The following is a 19,045-nucleotide window of genomic DNA, read 5'->3' as shown; positions in this document are numbered from 1 at the left end:
CGTTTGATGAACAAACGGAAATTGAGTTTGTGAGTAGAATTTTTTCGCACAGAGGCCACGGAGAACAAAGAGAAGAATGAGACACTAAGATACTGGCACACAGAGTCACAGAGCGCACAGAGAATAGGATAAGTTTGGGGGATTGTCGTGGGAACTCCAACATCACTCCTCTCCGTGCCTTTGTGTCTCTGTGTGAACCTAACTCTGAGTCTCTTTCAAACTCCGTGGTCTCTGTGCGAAATTCCTTAGTGGTCTCCGTGTGAATCAGTTGGAGTTCCCAACCAATCGTTCTCAGAAATAACGAAATGAGATTGCCTCGGAATTCCACTTTCCGGATCTTGGGGACATGGATACAATTTCAATCGCCGGCATCAAAGTACCTAAGTCTAAATTAGGAAATAACTCCGGCTCTTTAGGTTCCGATCTGGTGGAAACGGATTCCACGATCCGGAATTTGCAAAACATTCTGTATCCTCTTCTGGAATCTCGTCCTGTGCTTCTTGTTGGAGATGCAGGGGTCGGTAAAAACGCACTTATCTATTATATCAACTTCAAGAGAAATCATCCGACTGCAAGATTCAGCTTTAACGAAGACACTCTTCCCGAAGATTTGATCGGTTCTTATCGTTTGCTATTGGACGGAAAAGGATTCGCTTGGGGAGACGGGCCTTTAACTTCCGCTGTCAGAAGTGGCGCAAGTTTTGTGGCGGATGAGATGAACCTCTGTCCACCTCATATCATCAAACGTTTTTCCACAGTGTACGAATCCAATTATCTAGAACTGATCGAAGGAGACGGATCACGCATTCACGGTGCGGATGGTTTTAATTTTATAGGAACCCAAAATCCTTCGGAAGGATTCGAGGGACGTAAACCGCTCCCTTTCGATATCACCAGATATTATTCCACAGTATTCATAGATCCTCATACTCCCGACGAGATCCTGTTCATTTTGGGAAAATTATATCCGAACATGAACACCGATATTTTGAAATCCTGTATCCGTATTTCCTTGGAGACCGAATCCAAAGTGATCTCCGGTACATTAGGAAAAGGTGATCTAGAAAAATATCACTTCAATATTAGAAATCTCAAAAAACTTTGTAATCGTATCCTGGCTTTAAAGGCGGATCAGCCCGAGCTTAGATTCCGAGAACTTTGGAATTTTTACGTGGAACCTTTCCGCAAGGAAGAAGATAGAAATTCCCAAATAGAACTTCTGCTCAAAGAAACCGGATTAAAATCCAAACCGAATCTTCCGGAGCCTAAGTTCGAAGTGCATAAGAGTTCCTTATTTTGTAACGATAAGGAGATCCATGTTACCAACGAAAAAACCGCAAAAGAAATTCTATCTTCGGTTCCGATGCCTTTAAAGCTAAGAGAGTTTGCGGAGAAGGTCTACTCAGCGGTCCAATTTAAGGAAAATGTTCTGATCGAATATTCCGAAGAACAAGATCCTCAGCTCATTCTACCTTTGTTTACAGAGATCAGCGGCGTTCCTCTAGAAGCGGTACATCTTTGTAAAGGGATCCATACTGCGGATATTATAGGAGCTTTAAAACCGATCGCCGGTTCCCAAGTAGGTTGGGTGGACGGCCCACTTACCAAAGGAATTAGAGAAGGTGGGAATATTCTCATCACCAACCTGGAAGCAGCTGGCGCCGAACTAGTCGAAAAATTGAATATGCTTACGGATGATGCAAGAGCTCTCGTTCTTCCTCCGGAAAGTTCGGAAGAAAAACCCCTTTCTTTGAAGGAAGATTCCCGCATATTCGCGCTGAAATTATTCAGAAAGACCAAGTCTACACCTACCATTTCCAGAGCCTTTCGTAACAGATTCACTTCCGTTTTGTTTCCAGAATTAGAAGACAATGCGACATTACAAGAGATCCTAAACTTCTATCTTCCTGAAGGAGACCTTGTCTCTAAAATGGCGGAGTTCCATATTAAAATTAAGGATCTTTCCAAAAAGAGAACGATCGGTTCCGCGAATTTGATGCCTTATACATTCGGACTTTCTAATCTTCTGCAATGGAAAGATCATATACTGCGTTATGCGGAAGAGTCTCTTGGAAAAGAGGGCCTGCGCGAGATTGCTTTTAGAGGCGGAAAGATCGCTTACTCTAACCAAGTCTCCGATCCTGGAGAAAGAAAAGAATTGGAGAGAATTTTAGAATTCTCCTTATCAGGCATTGAGATCGTATCGGACTTCTTCCAAACTTTGGAGGATAAGAAAAAAAAAACTCTGACCCCTTCTACGGAAATCGAAAAGAAACGTTGGTGGGATCCGGAACTACATAAAAGAGAGCCTCTAACAGGAAAGGCGGAACTCAAAAACTCCGGAAGGGAATTAAGGGAAGGCCTGGAGATCAATACTCCTGAAACCGGTGGCCAAAGGAAAGAAGGGCCCGACGCCTGGTACGGACAAGAGACCAGAGGGAATATGGGCCAAGGAGAACCTGCAGGCGGAGGCGGAGCCTGGGGGTATCGCACGGAAGAATTATACAAAGCATTCTTAGCAAAACGTAGGATACTTTGGGAATACACCATCCAAACCAGCATCAAAGAATTTAAGGAAGTTTTCGGGCGTAGTTTGGAAGAAGTGGAACTGAACCTGGAAAGACTTTTTGATCCGGAGATAGACATCAATCGGATGTATAGAAGTGAAGGTTCTCGAATCGACACTCGAAAATATATATCCTTTCTCTCCGGAAAAGGAGACTCTAAGGTATTCGATAAGACCACGATCGATAAGGACGAGGAAAAACTAAAAGGTGTAGAAGTGGCCTTTCTCGTTTCCAAGTCGCGTAGGATCTTCAACTTCGAATATTCCGTCGCCACATTATCCGCTATGCTCTCTAGCGCTCATATCCTGGATGAACATGACGTAAACTTCTCCGTAACGGCTTATTCGGATAGAATGAACCGAAAAGACAGGATCGATCTCGTCCAGGTGAAACGAATGGACGAATACTTTGATTCTAAAAAGGAGGAGGAGATGTTCGATTCCCTCCGTTCCGACTGGCAAGGGGACTCGATTGAGGAATACCAGCTCTTAGAACAGATAGAATCCTACTTTTCCCCGGAGGCACAGACGAAAATACTGGTAATGATTTCGGACTTTAGGGGACAAAGGGGTAAAACGGAGATCGAGCAAGAGATCCAATCCCGGGATAATAAACGTCTAAAAGCCGAGATCCTAAAACATTCGAATAAAAATTACGTGTTTTTGGGTGTGGGATTGGGACGCAGATATATTGCAGAGCATTTATTTCCGGATTCCATCCAAATCACTTCCGAAAACTTTTATAATATGCCGAATTTAATCGGAGCAGAACTGGGAAGATTGATCCTCACTCACCATTCTTCCCGATAGCGGTAAGCGCGGGGAATTCCCGCTCCTGGGAACTATGGCAACGAAAAAAGAAAAAGACAATAGCCCTCAACCTCTGGTCAATAAAAAGGCCAAGTTCAACTTCGAATTGATCTCATTCATCGAAGCGGGTATCGTCTTGTCCGGATCCGAAGTCAAAAGTCTCCGAGAAAAAAAAGCAAACCTTACCGATGCGTTTGCAAAAATAAAAAACGGAGAAGTTTACCTAGATGGTTTTTCCATCACTCCGTACAAGAACGGAGGATATGCAAATCATCCGGATATCCGTCCTCGCAAACTTCTTTTGAATAGAAAAGAGATAGATAAGTTAGATAAACAGATCAAAGAAAAGGGATTGGTGCTCGTCGCTACTAAAGTTTATTTTAAGGATAACCGTTGGGCCAAGGTGGAGTTAGCATTAGCAAAACCTAAAAAACTCTACGATAAACGGGAAGATATGAAAAAAAGCGACGCAAAACTGGAAATCGCGAGAGCGATGAAGGCCAAGAATTACTCTTAAATGTCCTCTAAAAAAAGAGTTCCGATTATAAGTATCGTAGGACGCCAGAATGTTGGTAAGTCCACTTTATTCAACGCACTTCTGAAAAAGAAATTAGCGATTACCGAGGATTATCCTGGTGTGACGCGTGATGTTCTTCGTGCTCGTGTTTTAAATCCGGAGAAGGGCCTAGACTTCGTCTTATGCGATACACCCGGTTTGGATATAGAAAGGCCTGAAAGTCTGGAAGAAGCGGTTCTCGAAAATGCTTTCCGGCAAGTCGCAGAATCCGATCTGGTAGTTTTTCTTTTGGATCTAAAAGAAGTCACTTCGTACGATTCCAGACTCATTGATAAATTCAGAAAGGATCCGGAGTTAAATCAGATCCCCGTTTTATATTGTGTAAACAAAGTGGATCATCCGGAAGATGAAGAAGACCTGGATTCTTTTTATAAGATGGGGCTGTCGGAAATCCTCCCGATTTCTGCGATAGGAAGAAGGAACCTTCCTCTTCTATTAGAAAAGATAGCATTCTTACTGCCGACCGCAAAAAGAAAAGTCCAAACCACAGAAGAAGGGGAAATTTCCTCTGGGGCTACTGAAGACTTCAGTCTTGCGATCGTAGGAAAACCGAACGCTGGAAAATCCAGTTTATTAAATGCACTTTGCGGATATGATAGAGCGGTTGTGAGTGAAGTTGCGGGAACAACCAGAGACTCCGTCGATACAACAGTCACCTTCGAAGGCAAAAAGATCCGTATCACGGACACTGCAGGTATCCGCAGAAAATCGGATAAGGCAGAAGCCTTGGAATTTTATTCTTACCAACGGACTAAAAGAACCATCCAGAATTCCGATGTGGTCATTCATCTTTTGGACGCGCTCAAAGGTTTCGGAGAATTCGACAAAAAGATCGTTGGAATGCTGCAAGAAGAAGGGAAACCTTTTTTACTCGCAGTAAATAAATGGGATGCTATCGAAGATAAGGATAACGATTCCTTTAAAAATTACCAAGAACGTTTGTATTCGAGGTTTCCTCTTTTAAAAGAAATTCAGATCATCACTTTAAGCGCTAAGGAAAAACAGCGGATCCATAAGATGATGGAGATGACCATCGATCTGGCATCCCGTTCTAAGAAAAAGATCTCCACCTCGGAACTGAACCAATCACTCAGAGCATGGATGGCGGAAGCCGGTAGGTCTTTCTCCGCGAACAAACCTCCTAAGATGTTGTATTGTACCCAAGTATCCGTTTCTCCGTTTCATTTGATCTTATTTGTGAACCATGTGGATTATTTTAAATCCAATCTATTGACATTCATTAAGAAGAAGCTGACCGAAAAGTATAATTTAAAGGGAATCCCGATCCGTTTGGAATTGAGGTCTGATCGGAAATGAACGAACTGTATCTATTCTTCTTACCTGCGTCTTTTCTTTTAGGTTCCGTTCCTTTTGGGTTTTTAGCCGCAAAGTTGAAAGGAATAGACATCAGACAAAAAGGAAGCGGGAATATAGGTGCCACAAACGTTACCCGTTTGCTAGGTTGGAAAATAGGACTCCCCGTTTTACTTTTAGATATTGCAAAAGGTGCCGTTTTTCCTCTCGCGATACGGTTTTTATACGAAGATTCCCAAGAATACCTTCCCCTTTTTTGCGGAGTGGCTGCGGTCCTTGGTCATATGTTTTCTCCTTTTTTAAAATTTAAAGGAGGGAAGGGCGTGGCGACCAGCTTCGGAGTATTTGCAGTGCTTTCTCCCGGTCCGATCCTCATTACGTTGATCGTATTTTTAATTCTAAAAAAGATCTTCGGTTTTGTGTCCATCGGTTCCATAGGGGGAGCGATCACTTTGCCTATTTCCTACTATCTACTTTCTCTTATAGACGGAAAAAGTTATAATACGCCTATCTTTTGGGCGATCGTCTGTATTAGTTTCACGATCTTAGTACTTCATAGGACCAATCTGATCCGTTTGCTCAAAGGACAAGAATTCGCTTCGGACAAAGAAAAATATTCCAAAGACCAAGAATAAACTTTTTCTAAAATTTCCAAAGGCCGGTTTTAAGCTTGAATTCGGAAGCAACCGGATTTAAAAATCTTCCTTAAGGTTTTTATGATTCATAAGGAGATAGACGAAAACCGTACCAGGGAAGAGAAGATCGAGAGTCTCAATAGATTTTTGCAGGCCCATCCCTTGGCAGAGATCCAAGATCTATACAAATGGCTCTATTACGGAGAATTCGGAGAGGTCGCTATCCAGGAATTTTATACCGAAAAAAAGAACGCTCCGGAGCTTCACTCTATGTTAGAAGAGTTAAGATTCGACGGTGATCATAATATTTCTCCAGAAAATGTTTGGGAACCTCTCGGTTTTTCCCAAAGATATCTAATGATATATCTTACACCTTATTACAATATGGAATATCCTTTGATGAGAATCGTAAATCTGATCCAACGATCTTCCGCATTCCAAGGATATCGAATGAGATTCAAATTGGATTGGATCTTACTCAAGGACGAGATTGTCTCCAGAAACATCGGTTTCACCAAGCAGGACTTTATTAATTTTGAAGACAGGATCCAATTTCATCAATTACCCGAGTTGGACTTCTCGGATACATTCAAACAGAATTATCCGGCTGCTAAAAGGATTATCGCAGCCAAATTATTCTTCGAATATTTTCCTGAATTCATTGGAGAGCCGAAGGGATTCACATTACTCGAGGATGAGGCAGGTTCTTCCATCCCGGAAGAGGAAGAGGAGATGGTCTACCCTCGCTGGGAAGGCGAGGCTCTGTAAAAATTTATTTCTTTACAGAACTCCCTAAATAGTCTAAATTTTGTAAAAATAGGATTCGCAGTTATGTTACAAGAAATCAACGCGGCTGGAAGTAATAACCGAGCAGCCCAACAATTCTCCCAATCCGAATTCACCATCCGTAATATGCCGGATCGTCTTCATCCGCTCAGTAACATGGATACAGTTGTTACAGCGCCGAAGAGTCTCGCCAAGGTAGGCGTAAATACCGACGATCAAATTACTCGCAGGGGTTATCTAATCGATCTTAATGCATGATCTTTCAGATACAGACTAAAGTCGAAAGGAAAACCCGGCACTAAGGCCGGGTTTTTTATTATACTCCTCTTCAAGAGGTGAACAAAAAAACTGGTAATGAGGCAGAACTAGGGATGTTCCAAAATCAATCTATAAAATTCTTTATCCTTCTCGTAATCGCCATGGTAAGTTGGGGATTCGCTTGGCCTTCCGCAAAATCGATCGTGGGCACGGAACCTCCTATCGTGATCGTATTCTGGAGATTTTTAGCGACTGCGATCTCTTTGGTCCCGGTCCTGATCCTCAGAAGAGAATCCATTGTCTTACCCGACAAAAAAGGATTATTACAAGTTGCGATTGGTGCTGTCTTATACACGATATACAATCAATTTTTCCTATTAGGACTTAGTCAGGGATTAGCGGGAGCTGGCGGGGTATTAGTGACCACGATGAATCCCATCTTTACGTATATCTTGGTCCATACTTTCCAAAAAAAATTACCTTCCGCAAAAGAATTCATAGGTTTGTTCATAGGATTGACCGGCGGATTTTTACTCTTAAAAATTTGGGAAGGAGATTGGACGATGTTGTTCCAATCGGGGAATGTTTACTTTTTACTTTGCGCATTCAGTTGGGCCGTTCTAAGCATGAACAGTCATAGTACAGGACAAAGGATGTCTCCGATGGTTTACAGTTTTTACGTGTTCAGCATTGGGACGGTGTTCGATCTATTTCTCGCATTTCCTTACGATCTGAGCGGAGTGATGGATAACGATTGGAACTTCTGGCTACAACTATTTTATCTTTCCGTAATATCTACAACCTTTGGGACCACGGTGTATTTTTACGCTTCCAGCAGATTGGGATCCAGAACTGCAAGTTCGTTTATCTTCCTTGTACCTGTGACAGCACTTTTGGGGAGTTGGATCTTTTTGGGAGAAGAGCCTAAATTAAGCACCTTACTCGGCGGAGTGTTCGCGATTTCGTCCGTGATCATATTGAATAGGACGCAGGTAAAAAAAGAAGAAGTTTTGGCGATAGAAGAAGAATTGGAAGTTCCGAATTAACCCCAATTACTTTGATAAAAATGTCTACCTTTCGGAGCAACCTGGAAACCTTCCGGGTGCTCTACGATTAGACTTGCTTCTTTCAGATCTTCTAAATGAGGTCGTAATTTCCATTCGGAAAGGGAAGTATTCAATTCCAAATCCCTCATAGTAAGAAATCCTCCTTGGGAAGACGCCCTATAAATATCTTGTAGGATTTGATTTTCAATACCGCTCATGAAAGCCGTTTTTTAATACACACGAGGAGCGGTCACGTCCAAAAATACGTACGCACCTGATTCCACTTCCTTACTAAAAACGATCAGATCTTTTACGGCGTCGCTATCAAAGTAACGCTCACTCATTCCCCAATCATCGGGTTTTCTCATGGAGTCCCTAAGTTGCCTATAAAAATAGGGAAGATAAGACCAGTTTTTACCGATCCCATGACTCGTTTCCCGAAAGGAATCTTGTCCTGTCCTCATATAATAAGGGGATAATTGTGTTCCCTTGGAGTCGGTTATGTACACTCTATGGATCTCTTTGGAGGATTGGAATACGGTATAAGCGTCAATCAGATATCTATTAGCTATCTTTAATACAGGAAAAGGATTTAGAAGTTCACCTAAAGTCCGTCTGATCTTATTCTCGAAATTCAACTCTTGGCGTAGAGTTTCCATTTTTTTCTGATGGAAAAATTTTACCATCTCTTTGATGGATAGAGATGGTTCTTTGCCGGTGGAAAGCTCCGCGCCGGGTCTCAACAGCAAAAATCCCTGTAGAAATCTTGCTCCTCCTTCTAATGCAAAATACAATTCTTCTTGTGTTTCTAAACCTTCGTATAAAACGGAAGCTCCTAAGGAGAATGCAAGGTCACGGATATGTTCCAAAACTTTTCTCACGGAAGGAGAACGAGAAGAAGCTCTGATCAATCTCAGATCTAATTTTAAAAAGTCCGGGCGAAGAAGTCCCACTCTTTCTATTCCGGATGCTTCTGAACCTAGATCGTCCAATGCGATCTTGAATCCATATGCACGCAAAAGGTCCACTGCGATCCTTAACGAATCCAGGCTTCCTGAAAACTCTTCTTCCGTTACCTCTAAGATGATACGATTCGGCTCTATTCCATATTCTCTTGTTAAACGTAATAATCTAAAAGAATCTATTCTTTCGTTCTCCAGTTCCCTATAAAGACGATTGGGAGAAATATTCAGAAATAATTTGGATTGGTAAGGATAAACTTTAAGTATTTCTAAAGCTTTTCTCCAGAGTCCTTCTTCCAGTTCTCCCAGTTCCGAGTCGGATAGGCCTGCCTCTGTTGAAAATAAATAGCCCGCGGAAACAAAACCATCTACTGTTCTTTTACGAGCCAAAACTTCATGGGCGAAAATTCGCCCATCTTCTACGGACAAGATCGGTTGGAAGAATGGGATGATTTCCGTTTTCCTAGCTTGTAAGATCATTATCCGTTATATGAGATGTTTTTATCGTTATAGTAAACTTAAATCTAAAACGAATCTCATTTTAGAGAGGAAATACGTTAATATAACTAAATTTGTTTGATATTATTAACGCCAGATTATTCAGGAATTGAGATTAACAAAGTCGGTGAACGAAATATATTTTAAAAACTTTATAGATCGTATCGATCGAGTCATCTTTCTTTCTCTAAAATTTTAGATAGCAGGGGAAGAGTGCTTAAAACCAATAAAACTTCTAAACCTCCATACAAGATCCCTGTGAATTCCAGAGCGGAAGTTTTATCGTACAATTGACTAAGTGACTCTTGGGCGTAAACGGAAACTATAGGTCCCAAAAGAAATCCCAAGGAACCAAGCCCGGTAAACACAGTCATTACCACTGCATTAAAACCGATGGGGGCGAGTGAAGAAGCAAGTCTCATAGCAGGGACATACATGATCCCGGCACCTATACCGCATGCAATCATAGACAAATACAGTCCGGATGAACTGTTTAAATAGCCAGTGCTCGCTTGAGCGACCCCGTAAATGAAAGAGCCGATCCAAACTAAGGAGATGGAATTCCATCTTCTGGAAATAAGTGCCGCAGGAAGTGACAACACACTCATTAATAGGAACATTACTCCGAAAAGCCCGCCGACCTGACCTGGGGAAAATCCCAGATCTTCTCTGAGATGTAAATTTAAGGAGCTTAAAAAATAACCTACAGTAAATCGATCCACAAAATGGAAAGCGATCGGAACGAGTAATAAAGGAGAAAGAACTAGTGCAGTTTTAGTCTTTTGCCACCCTTCCCATTCTAATTTTTTTAGGTTACCTTCTTCCAAGAAGAAGAATGATAAAATTCCCAAAACCAAAAGAATAAACCCGCCTACGAAAAACGGTAGGAGAGGATCTTTATTCCCTAAAAATCCGAGAGATTGGCCGACACCTCCTCCTAATGTAAGAAGTGTTCCGCCTAATCCGAATAAGATTCCTTTATTATAAAAACTAGATGTTTGGTCTTTTTCTCTGTCCGAAATACAGGTGAGAAGTAGGCCGATCACAAAAATGTGAGCCCCTCCTTCCAAAAATCTCAAAACAAATAGAGATGAGATATTCGGCATAAACGGGAGGAGGGCTAACAAAAACGCATCCAATATAGCAAAAGTCCCGATTAATTTTTTTCTCGTTCCTAATTTATCCGATAGCCACCCTGCCAAAGGTGAGAATAAGAAAGAACCAAGCATGGCGGAACTTTGGAACCAGGCTACTCCGTATCCGGTTCCACCCAATCTATCTTTTATAATCTCTTTATATACCGGCACGATCATCGTGACCGGAAGCATAGTTAAAAAGATGAAGGATAATGTGATCCAGGGAAAAGAATCCACCTCCAAGGAGGAGGATCCTTTTTTGGCAGATACTTTTAACAAAAATCAGTGCCTCGCAGGACTCGCTAGAACTTCTTCGAATTTATCTTTGCCTATTGAGGAGATCAAGGTTTCTTCCAACTCGTCGAAAATTTTTCCGTTCAATTTGAAAACTTCGTTCGCCTCTTGCACGATCTTTTGTTTTTCGGAATCGGACAAAGGAAGAGAATCTAATGTGTTTCTATATTTATCCTTAAAATCTTTCGGACTAGAAATCTCGGGAAACTCGTAAAAATCCAGACCGGATGTTCCTTCGATCCCTAAAGCTTTAGCTGCCACTCTTTTTAGGATCTGACCGCCGGAAAGATCTCCCAAATAACGAACATAACTATGAGCCACTAATAATTCAGGGGAAGTATTTGCAGTTTCTCTAATATGTTTTACGTAAGCTTCCGTTGCAGGAGTCGCCTTTGGAGAATGTCCCGGTTGGAAAAAATGTGCTAGGTCCTTTTCGATCATCGCCTTTCTATATAATTCCGGGAATCTGATCTTTCCTACGATTGGATGGTCTTTTTTGTTTTCCAGCTCTTCTTCCATTGCTGCATATACGAAATAAAAGGATTCCAAATGTTTTGCGTAACTTTTGGGCTCCAAGACTCCTTTCATGAAGCAGCGAATGAATGCGTTATTTTCCGCGATGGTATGAGATTCGGAGGTTCCGTCTCTTAATGCTTGGGCTAGGCTCATGGGGTTTCTCCTGACAATACTGTGACAAATCTCTAATTTTAGACTTGAGAGTCAATCTCAAAAAATTGGATTTTGGCAGAATCTCGTGGGTTGGGGATTTTGTAGGCATTTCGACAGGGAAAAAGGGTCCGGGATGAATTAGATAAGCTTACATTTGCGGCTAATTCAGGTTTGGAAGCTGCACTTCATTATTAAATTCATTGCTACTAGTTCACAAATGACGAATCTATAAATATGTCGATCTCTGAAATGATCCAACAAATCGATGATCTAAAATCAAAAATTGATGCACTTCGACCAATTCCGGCCGATACCATGGATCGAATTATGAGAAAGTTCCGGTTAGATTGGAACTTTCATTCTAATAACATTGAAGGAAACTCTCTTACTTTCGGAGAAACGAAGGCATTCTTGCTCCACGGTCTTACTGCGGCCGGAAAACCTTTAAAGGATCATCTGGATATCAAAGGACACAATGAAGCAATTCATGAATTGGAAGATTTTATTAAAGAGAATAAACCTTTAACTCAATTTATTATTCGTTCCTTTCATAAATTATTATTGGTAGAACCATACGAAACGGAAGCAATTGATCAAAACGGAAAAAAGATACTTAAAAAGTTCCAGCCGGGAAAATATAAGGAATTTCCCAACCATGTAAAAACAATAACAGGCGAAACTTTAACTTTCACTGATCCTTTAAAGGTCGAAGAAGAGATGCAGGCACTTCTGATTTGGCATGAAAAAGAAATGAAAGAAAGAATGCTCCATCCGCTTGTCTTTGCAGCCACTTTTCATCACGCTTTTATTAAAATACATCCTTTCGATGATGGTAACGGCAGACTTGCGCGTATTCTAATGAACTTAATTTTAATAAAGAATGAATATCCTCCTGTAATTATTAAGACGGAAGATAAGGAAAATTATCTTAGAGCTTTACAAATTGCTGATGGAGGGGAAATTAATACTTTTGTAGAATACGTCGGACAGCAGTTGATTCGTTCTTTGGAAATTATGTTGAAAGGAGTTAAAGGAGAAAATATAGAAGAACCGGGTGATTTAGATAAAGAAATACAGCTTGTGCTGAAACAAATTGAAATCTCAAAAAAGGATATAGTGAAAGCTAAGAAGGATGCGCTGAATCTGAATTACACATTTAGAAATAGTTTATTTCCTCTAATGAAAAAACTTGAAATAATTACTTATAAATTTAAGGAGTTCTATCACGAAATCGAAAATGAGTCAATTATAACCTTGAATTCTGGCCATCAAATAACCTTTCAGGAATTTGTAGATTTTGAGTATTGGGTAGACCACAGCGAACAAGAATTAGATACGCTGAGATCCGTTATTATTTTGGGAAGGCTTAAGGGATTTAAACATTCTTCAGAAACGGGGAACGATTATAGCTTCGCATTAAATATTAGATTTAATGATTTTAATTATGAAATCCAAACGGGGACAGCGGGAATAAAAGAAATTGGTTTATATGACCAAATTATTCCAACTGAGAAAATCGAGAAAATTTGTAATTATGTAGGAAGGGAAATCTTAATTTTTATTAAGAATATTCAGTGATTAACCTCCTAATCCTCCATATCCCAGAAAAAGTCCTTATTCGTAAGTTGGGACTCTTCCGTTTTACCAAAAGAGTTCCTGCCATCCGACTCGGAAGATACAGGAAGATCCGAACCCAATCTTTCCAGATCCTGGGTTTCTTTTTCCCAATATTCTTCGGTCCCGAAATGAGGAAACGCATTCGGGAAAGAAGGATCTTCCCAGCGTTTTGCGATCCATGCAGAATAATGGATATAGCGTAAACCTCGTAATGGTTCCACGAGATCGAACCAAGAATGGCGAAATTCCCGAAACTCGCGGTAGCCTTCTAAAAAGATCTCTCTTTCGTATTCGGAAGAGGAGTCGCCGAAAGGAAGAAGCATCCAAAAATCCTGTACTGCCGGCCCGGTCACAAAATCGTCGAAGTCTATAAAGCATAGTCCGTCGGATGTCTGTATTAAATTTCCTTTATGGCAATCTCCGTGGATCCGATGGAACGGCATATCTTTGGAAGCTTCGGAGAATGAGTGAAATATCCTGCTGGCCGCTATTTCGTATCTTTTCCATAGATGAGCGGGCAGGAACTCCTTCTCTTTTAAAAACCGCAATGGCTCCTCGCCGAAATTTTTCAGATTGTATTGTATTCTATGTTTTGCCTGTTTAGATGCGCCTATATTGTGTATTCTGGCGAGTAGTCTTCCTATTTGGACTAAATTGTTTTTGTCCAGCTCTTCTACCAGTCTTCCTTTTTGTAGAGGCCAGATCGTATAATAAATTCCCTTCGTTTCTCGGACTGTGACTCCGTTTTCCAAAGTCAGGGGAGCGACTACAGGTATTTCTCCTTCCTCCAACTCCTTTAGAAAAGAATGTTCTTCTAATATTTGATCCAGAGTCCAACGTCCCGGACGATAAAATTTTACTACAAGCCTTCCGCCTTCTTCCAAGCCTACATCGTAGACTCTGTTCTCTAAGCTGTTTAAGGCAAGGCAGTGTCCTGAAACGGAAAAACCCGCATCTTCTACCGCCGACAAAACGGAGTCTATATCCAGTCGATTGTAGAATTCTTTCCCAGGGGTTTCCATCTCCACTAGTATTTAAGAAGGGAAGAGGATTCATAGGATTTTTTGGGGATATAAGAAGGCGAGTTCGGACGGAGAGAACCGAGGTCATGGAGGAATTAAAAGGTATACGGTTTTTTTATCTGCAAATACTTCCTATACTCCGTGTTCTCTGTGAGCTCTGTGCGAAAAAACTAGCTTCCAGCTATAAGTTTTCTGCGGAGCATAGTGAACTCTTTGAGTATTGCGCCCAAGAAAAGTTCTTTTTTGCGGGCTTCATCCAGTTTATCTTTATGGCGGAGAATATATACTTCCGTTTTTCGGATAAGATATCTGAGATCTTCCCATTTTCCTAATGTGTTTCGAAAAAGAGAAAGTAGATCTGCATAAACTTCTTCTTTTTTTTCCGATTTGGAGAATTCGTTTTTGATCCTATCGATTGTTTCTAATAATTCTTTTTTGAAATCCGTAGGAGATCCCACCAAGGTTTCGTTAATCAATTCCGGTTTCCAGGCAGGGAATTCTTTCCAAAAGTATTTGTGATTTTGGAATCCGCTTAGGATCCGTGTGGCTTCTTCCGGTCCTATATTTTGTGCATTTTCTATTTTGGCGCCTTGTGTGTTTACATTATATACCGGAAAGTCCAAGGACTTACAAGATTCTTCGAACCAATGTCTGTACAAGTCCAAAACATAATCCGTCAATACTTCTCCTCCAGTGACGGAAGGGACGTATCTTGTATCTCTTTTTCGGACCACTGCTTCATTGATTTTTTCTAAACTTGTTCTTCTGGAAAGTAAAGTAAGCCATTTTTCGTTATGGTGAGTTCCTGTGGAATGGATCTCTCTGCCGGAATAGGCCAGATCTTGGCCGACCAAAAAGCAGGGTTTACATCCAAGGCTTCTGAGTAGATCGAATGCGGTCGTGGCGACACTTCCTCCGGATTGGATGTCTCCGATCGGACCAAGCAGTGACTCCGCACTGGAACTTCCTGCGGTCGCTTCTCTTTTTAATTCTCCGGAAGCATCTACCAGATATTTTGCGGTAATACTATGGACTATGGATTTAAATTTCAAATTTCTTAATATAGGAGGGGAACTAACCAGGTCCGCGAATAACGGGATTGAGGACGTATCCTCTCCTAAAAAATGGAATACGGAATGCGTTTGTGCGTCCAATGTCATTACTCCGTCAGGTACGATCCCATATTTGAGAAGAACTTTGAGAGACGTATCGCAGGACATTACAAAAACCTTATCTCTAATAGTTTTAATCCATTCACATTGTCTGCGCAGGTTCGGTCCTGCGGATACGAGTAGGGATGGTGTTCCGTTAAATTTTTCTTTTAAAAACTCGATTTTTGTCCTTGGGCTCGGCGGCGACAGAAAGTTTGCCGTGTTTACGAGAGAATTTCTCACCCAAATCCTTTCGAATTCGAATTTGGTGAGTAGGTCACTCATCTTAGACGATAAAATTTTTCGAAGTCTTATATCCGTTTCCGCATAGAACATTTCTTCCAAGGAAACGCTTGCTGCGTTTCGTAGTATCCTGATGCCGGAAACTCTTTCCACCGGAAGGGACTCCAGATAATTCCAAAGAAGAGAGAGTGAATTTTCTCCCAAGAACAAATGTTTTCCCGGGACTTCCATCACCGGTTCCAGCCATTCTTCCCAAAGTGGAAAGAGTAGGTCTTTGTCCTTGTCTATGAGTAATAAAATTTGGCCGGGTTCTAATTTGGATTCTACTTCTCGGATCAAATGCGGATTTCCGAGCCCTAAAATTGCTACGAGATCGGTGGATTGAATGAAAACGGAATCCACTTGGCGTTTTGCTTGGGTAAGGGGAGAAACTGAACTTGCCAAGGCCCTCCCTTTTTTGGAGAGAAAGAACTCGTTTTGGTTTTTGGCAGCCTCTAGTCGGAACTCCAACGGCTCGGTTGGAGGATTTTGGAAATACAGGCTGAGATAGGGCTTTTTCCCGAATATTTCTCTTGTTTTTTCCGGGAGATCGTGAGACATAATACTCCTAAGCATTCCAGAGTCCGCCCGATTCTGGTCACTTGCAATCAATTTCCCAAAGAAACACAAAAATACATATGTATCTTAAAAGCCTGAATATTGTTGGATTCAAGACCTTTGCGGACGAGACGGAAGTCCTTCTCGATCCGGGATTTACCGCAGTTGTAGGACCTAACGGTTCCGGAAAATCGAATATAGTCGACGCTTTAAAATGGGTCTTCGGCGAAAAATCCGCCAAGGGTCTTCGAGGTGATAAGATGGATGATGTCATCTTTCACGGTTCCGAAGCTCGTAAGCCTGCGGGTTTTGCGGAAGTCAGCGTTGTCTTCGATAATTCTTCCAAACTGATCAAGATGGATTATCCAACCATCAAATTGACCCGCAGATTATACGCGGATGGAAATAACGAATATCTAATAAACGATTCTCGCGTCCAACGTAAGGAAATCGAAAAGATCCTCCTCGATACAGGGATCGGAAAATCCAGCTATTCCATTATGGAACAAGGAAAAGTGGATCGTATCCTTCATTCCAAACCGGAAGAGAGAAGGCTGATCTTCGAAGAGGCTGCAGGTATTTCCAGATTCAAGATGGAAAGACAAGAGGCTCTCAAAAAACTTTCGGACACCAACCAAAACCTTCTTCGTATCCAAGACATTATGAATACGATGAAAAAGGAAATGGAAGTTAAGGAAAAACAAGCGGAGAAGGCCGAAGAATATTTCCGACTCAAGCAAGAGTTGGACGAAACGGACAAGATCATCCGTTATATCAAGTTTTCCACTCTTACGAGAAAATTTGAAACCTCCGAAAACGAATTAAAAGAGATCAAAGAAAAGAACAGAGTTCTTTTGGAAATGATCTCTTCCGAAACCGGAAGGATCGAAGAGTTGGACCATCAAAAGTCCGACTTGGAGAAGAAGGTCGCTGAGATCGATAAAAAACTTTTGGATCATCTCACCCAAACCCAGATCCAAAAAGACAAGGTAGAGAGTAATAAAGGGATTATCCTAGATTATTCCGATCGTATATCCGACATTAGAGAATCCTTAACTAAGGAAGAATCCGCTCAGAGTCTTCTGCAGATCGAAAAAGAAAAGCTGGAAAAAGAAGCGATTGATCTGGAAGGAGAAAGTAAATCCTTAGAGCTTGGCATCGAGGACCTTCGTAAGAATAAAACGGGGATAGAATCCAAGATAGAGGCGGAGAATACTTCCATCCAAGAAAAGGAAACAAAGATCCAGTCCAATGACAAACGACATGTGGAACTGAGAGAAAGACTAAAAGAAGTCATTTTTGATCTCATCTCCCAATTGGAATCCCGTAAAAAAGAAGCCCAATCCACGGAAGCGGAAAGAAATCGTCTGAAGGAACTCCTACTCGGAGAAGCAGACAGGATCCATTCCGTAGAAGCGGAATTAAAATCCGCATTGGATTCGTATAGCGGAGAAGAAACTAAAAACAAGATCTCCTACCTAGCCGGGAAACTAGAAACGGAAAAGTTCAGATCTCAGTTGGGGGAATATTTCTCCTTGGAAGACAGCATCCGCAGTTTATTATTCGATAGGGACGGATTTTTATCCCAAAAAGAAGGTTTAGACCAAGAGATCGAAGATCTGATCTTAGAGAACGAAAATCTGACCAGGTCTATCAAAGAATCCGGACTTGCCATTGAATCTTTACGAGAGGAAGCGGAGAATATCCGTGAAAAGATCGTTTATTTAGAAAAAAGGATCTTAGAATTAAATTCCGAGAGGAATGCTAAATTAGATTCCGGCAAATCTCTTTCCGAAAGGATAGAAGAGACCCAAAAGAGGATCTTGGCAGCACAAGAGTCCATTAAAACTTTAGGCTTTAAAAAAACGGAATTCGAAAAAGAAGTGATCGAACTGGAACAACAGATCGAGAACAGATACAATGAATTTTTAGAAATGAGCCGAGCTTTGGATTCCGAAAAAGAAGCGCTCAGGAATATCGTAAAAGAGATCCAAGGTTTAAAAAACGAGATCCAGAAAAACCAGGAAGATTATAAGAACTTATTCCCGATCTTGACCGAAAAGGAAAAGGCGGTCTCGGTTTATAAGGTCCAACTCGAATCCTTCTCCGAAGAATTGTACAACGATTATTCCATCTCCGAACAGGAACTTGCCGACGAGTTCAAAGACAAAAAACCTGAAAAGGGAGAGAGCGAGACCAAGCTCAAACGTTTAAAATCCGATATCCAGATGTTGGGTTCCATTAACCCTCTTTCTATCGAAGAATATCGAAATGTAAAAGAGATCTACGAACACCATCGTACTCAAAAAGAAGATATCGAAAGATCCAAAAACGATATCACGGAGATCCTGAAAAATATCAACGAAGAGTCCGAAAAACTTTTCAGAGAAACATTCGAAAGGATCAAAGAAAATTTCCAGGAAACCTTCTCCACTTTGTTTAATGGGGGAAGAGCGATGCTCGAACTCGTGGACGGAGAAGACAGCTTAAATGCCGGCATCGAGATTATGGCGGAACCTCCCGGTAAACATGTCCAGAACCTTAGGCTTTTATCGGGTGGAGAAAAATCCTTAACAGCGATCGCGTTGTTATTCGCGATCTATATGGTAAAACCTTCTCCATTTTGTTTCTTGGATGAGATCGATGCAGCACTCGACGAGGCGAATAAGCTTCGATTCTGCCAGATCTTGGACAAGTTCAAGGACAAGTCACAGTTTGTGGTGATCACTCACGCTCAGTCTACGATCCACAGGGCAAATTCCATTTTCGGGGTCACAAACGAAGAGCCTGGAATTTCCAAAATTATCAGCTTGAGACTGGACGAAGCCAGAGATTTTGCTGGAAGAGCGACAGAAGCAGTATAA

15 protein-coding genes are annotated in these 19,045 nt (G+C 41.4%); 9 read left to right on the top strand and 6 right to left on the bottom strand.

Going from position 1 to position 19,045, the window contains the following annotated elements; genetic code table 11:
* The first annotated feature begins 346 nt into the window (after positions 1-346).
* The 7 genes from LEP1GSC192_RS14855 (at position 347) to LEP1GSC192_RS14825 (ending at position 7,992) form a co-directional block, all read left to right on the top strand.
* Positions 347-3,376, top strand: a complete 3,030-nt coding sequence (locus LEP1GSC192_RS14855; protein ID WP_036090353.1) for an AAA family ATPase — start codon at positions 347-349, stop codon at positions 3,374-3,376.
* Positions 3,377-3,410: 34 nt separating this feature from the next.
* Complete coding sequence (gene smpB / locus LEP1GSC192_RS14850) at positions 3,411-3,893, top strand: SsrA-binding protein (protein WP_020770603.1); 483 nt, start codon at positions 3,411-3,413, stop codon at positions 3,891-3,893.
* Positions 3,894-5,270, top strand: a complete 1,377-nt coding sequence (der, locus tag LEP1GSC192_RS14845; protein ID WP_020770884.1) for a ribosome biogenesis GTPase Der — start codon at positions 3,894-3,896, stop codon at positions 5,268-5,270.
* Entirely contained in the window at positions 5,267-5,902 is a 636-nt protein-coding gene (gene plsY, locus LEP1GSC192_RS14840; protein WP_020770651.1) for a glycerol-3-phosphate 1-O-acyltransferase PlsY, read from the top strand. Before der ends, plsY begins: the two co-directional genes overlap by 4 nt.
* Positions 5,903-5,983: 81 nt before the next feature.
* Positions 5,984-6,670: a hypothetical protein gene (locus LEP1GSC192_RS14835; protein ID WP_020770686.1), complete on the top strand. Its 687-nt coding sequence runs from the start codon at positions 5,984-5,986 to the stop codon at positions 6,668-6,670.
* Positions 6,671-6,733: 63 nt separating this feature from the next.
* Positions 6,734-6,946, top strand: a complete 213-nt coding sequence (locus LEP1GSC192_RS14830) for a hypothetical protein (protein ID WP_008592748.1) — start codon at positions 6,734-6,736, stop codon at positions 6,944-6,946.
* A gap of 113 nt (positions 6,947-7,059) precedes the next feature.
* Positions 7,060-7,992 (top strand): DMT family transporter, encoded by a 933-nt coding sequence (locus LEP1GSC192_RS14825; RefSeq protein WP_020770817.1) that lies wholly within the window; start codon positions 7,060-7,062, stop codon positions 7,990-7,992.
* Here LEP1GSC192_RS14825 and LEP1GSC192_RS14820 read toward each other — a convergent pair.
* The 4 genes from LEP1GSC192_RS14820 to LEP1GSC192_RS14805 all read right to left on the bottom strand — a co-directional run bounded on the left by LEP1GSC192_RS14820 (position 7,989) and on the right by LEP1GSC192_RS14805 (position 11,551).
* Positions 7,989-8,210 carry a hypothetical protein gene (locus LEP1GSC192_RS14820; RefSeq protein WP_036090349.1) on the bottom strand — a complete coding sequence of 74 codons (222 nt, stop codon included), beginning with the start codon at positions 8,208-8,210 and terminating at the stop codon, positions 7,989-7,991. The two genes, LEP1GSC192_RS14825 and LEP1GSC192_RS14820, sit on opposite strands and share 4 nt — an antisense overlap.
* Before the next feature lie 12 nt (positions 8,211-8,222).
* Positions 8,223-9,434: an EAL domain-containing protein gene (locus LEP1GSC192_RS14815; protein ID WP_020770605.1), complete on the bottom strand. Its 1,212-nt coding sequence runs from the start codon at positions 9,432-9,434 to the stop codon at positions 8,223-8,225.
* 191 nt (positions 9,435-9,625) lie between these two features.
* Positions 9,626-10,825 carry an MFS transporter gene (locus tag LEP1GSC192_RS14810; protein WP_232421030.1) on the bottom strand — a complete coding sequence of 400 codons (1,200 nt, stop codon included), beginning with the start codon at positions 10,823-10,825 and terminating at the stop codon, positions 9,626-9,628.
* 45 nt (positions 10,826-10,870) lie between these two features.
* The gene (locus tag LEP1GSC192_RS14805) at positions 10,871-11,551 is read right to left on the bottom strand and encodes a heme oxygenase (biliverdin-producing) (protein WP_020770748.1); all 681 of its coding nucleotides are present in this window, start codon (positions 11,549-11,551) and stop codon (positions 10,871-10,873) included.
* A 249-nt stretch (positions 11,552-11,800) separates the two neighbouring features.
* Here LEP1GSC192_RS14805 and LEP1GSC192_RS19300 point away from each other — a divergent pair, with 249 nt between their 5' ends.
* Complete coding sequence (locus LEP1GSC192_RS19300; RefSeq protein WP_157186915.1) at positions 11,801-13,129, top strand: Fic family protein; 1,329 nt, start codon at positions 11,801-11,803, stop codon at positions 13,127-13,129.
* Positions 13,130-13,137: 8 nt separating this feature from the next.
* On the opposite strand, the gene LEP1GSC192_RS14795 is transcribed toward LEP1GSC192_RS19300, so the two are convergent.
* Both LEP1GSC192_RS14795 and LEP1GSC192_RS14790 read right to left on the bottom strand, forming a co-directional pair.
* Positions 13,138-14,190, bottom strand: coding sequence for a serine/threonine protein kinase (locus LEP1GSC192_RS14795; protein WP_020770628.1), 1,053 nt, complete (start codon positions 14,188-14,190; stop codon positions 13,138-13,140).
* Positions 14,191-14,360: 170 nt separating this feature from the next.
* Positions 14,361-16,184 (bottom strand): motility associated factor glycosyltransferase family protein, encoded by a 1,824-nt coding sequence (locus tag LEP1GSC192_RS14790; protein WP_020770853.1) that lies wholly within the window; start codon positions 16,182-16,184, stop codon positions 14,361-14,363.
* A 77-nt stretch (positions 16,185-16,261) separates the two neighbouring features.
* Here LEP1GSC192_RS14790 and LEP1GSC192_RS14785 point away from each other — a divergent pair, with 77 nt between their 5' ends.
* Positions 16,262-19,045 (top strand): chromosome segregation SMC family protein, encoded by a 2,784-nt coding sequence (locus LEP1GSC192_RS14785; protein WP_020770772.1) that lies wholly within the window; start codon positions 16,262-16,264, stop codon positions 19,043-19,045.

It is taken from the genome of Leptospira sp. B5-022 (assembly GCF_000347035.1).
In the GTDB taxonomy this organism is placed as follows: domain Bacteria; phylum Spirochaetota; class Leptospiria; order Leptospirales; family Leptospiraceae; genus Leptospira_B; species Leptospira_B cinconiae.
This window is presented reverse-complemented; position numbering and strand designations above follow the sequence as displayed.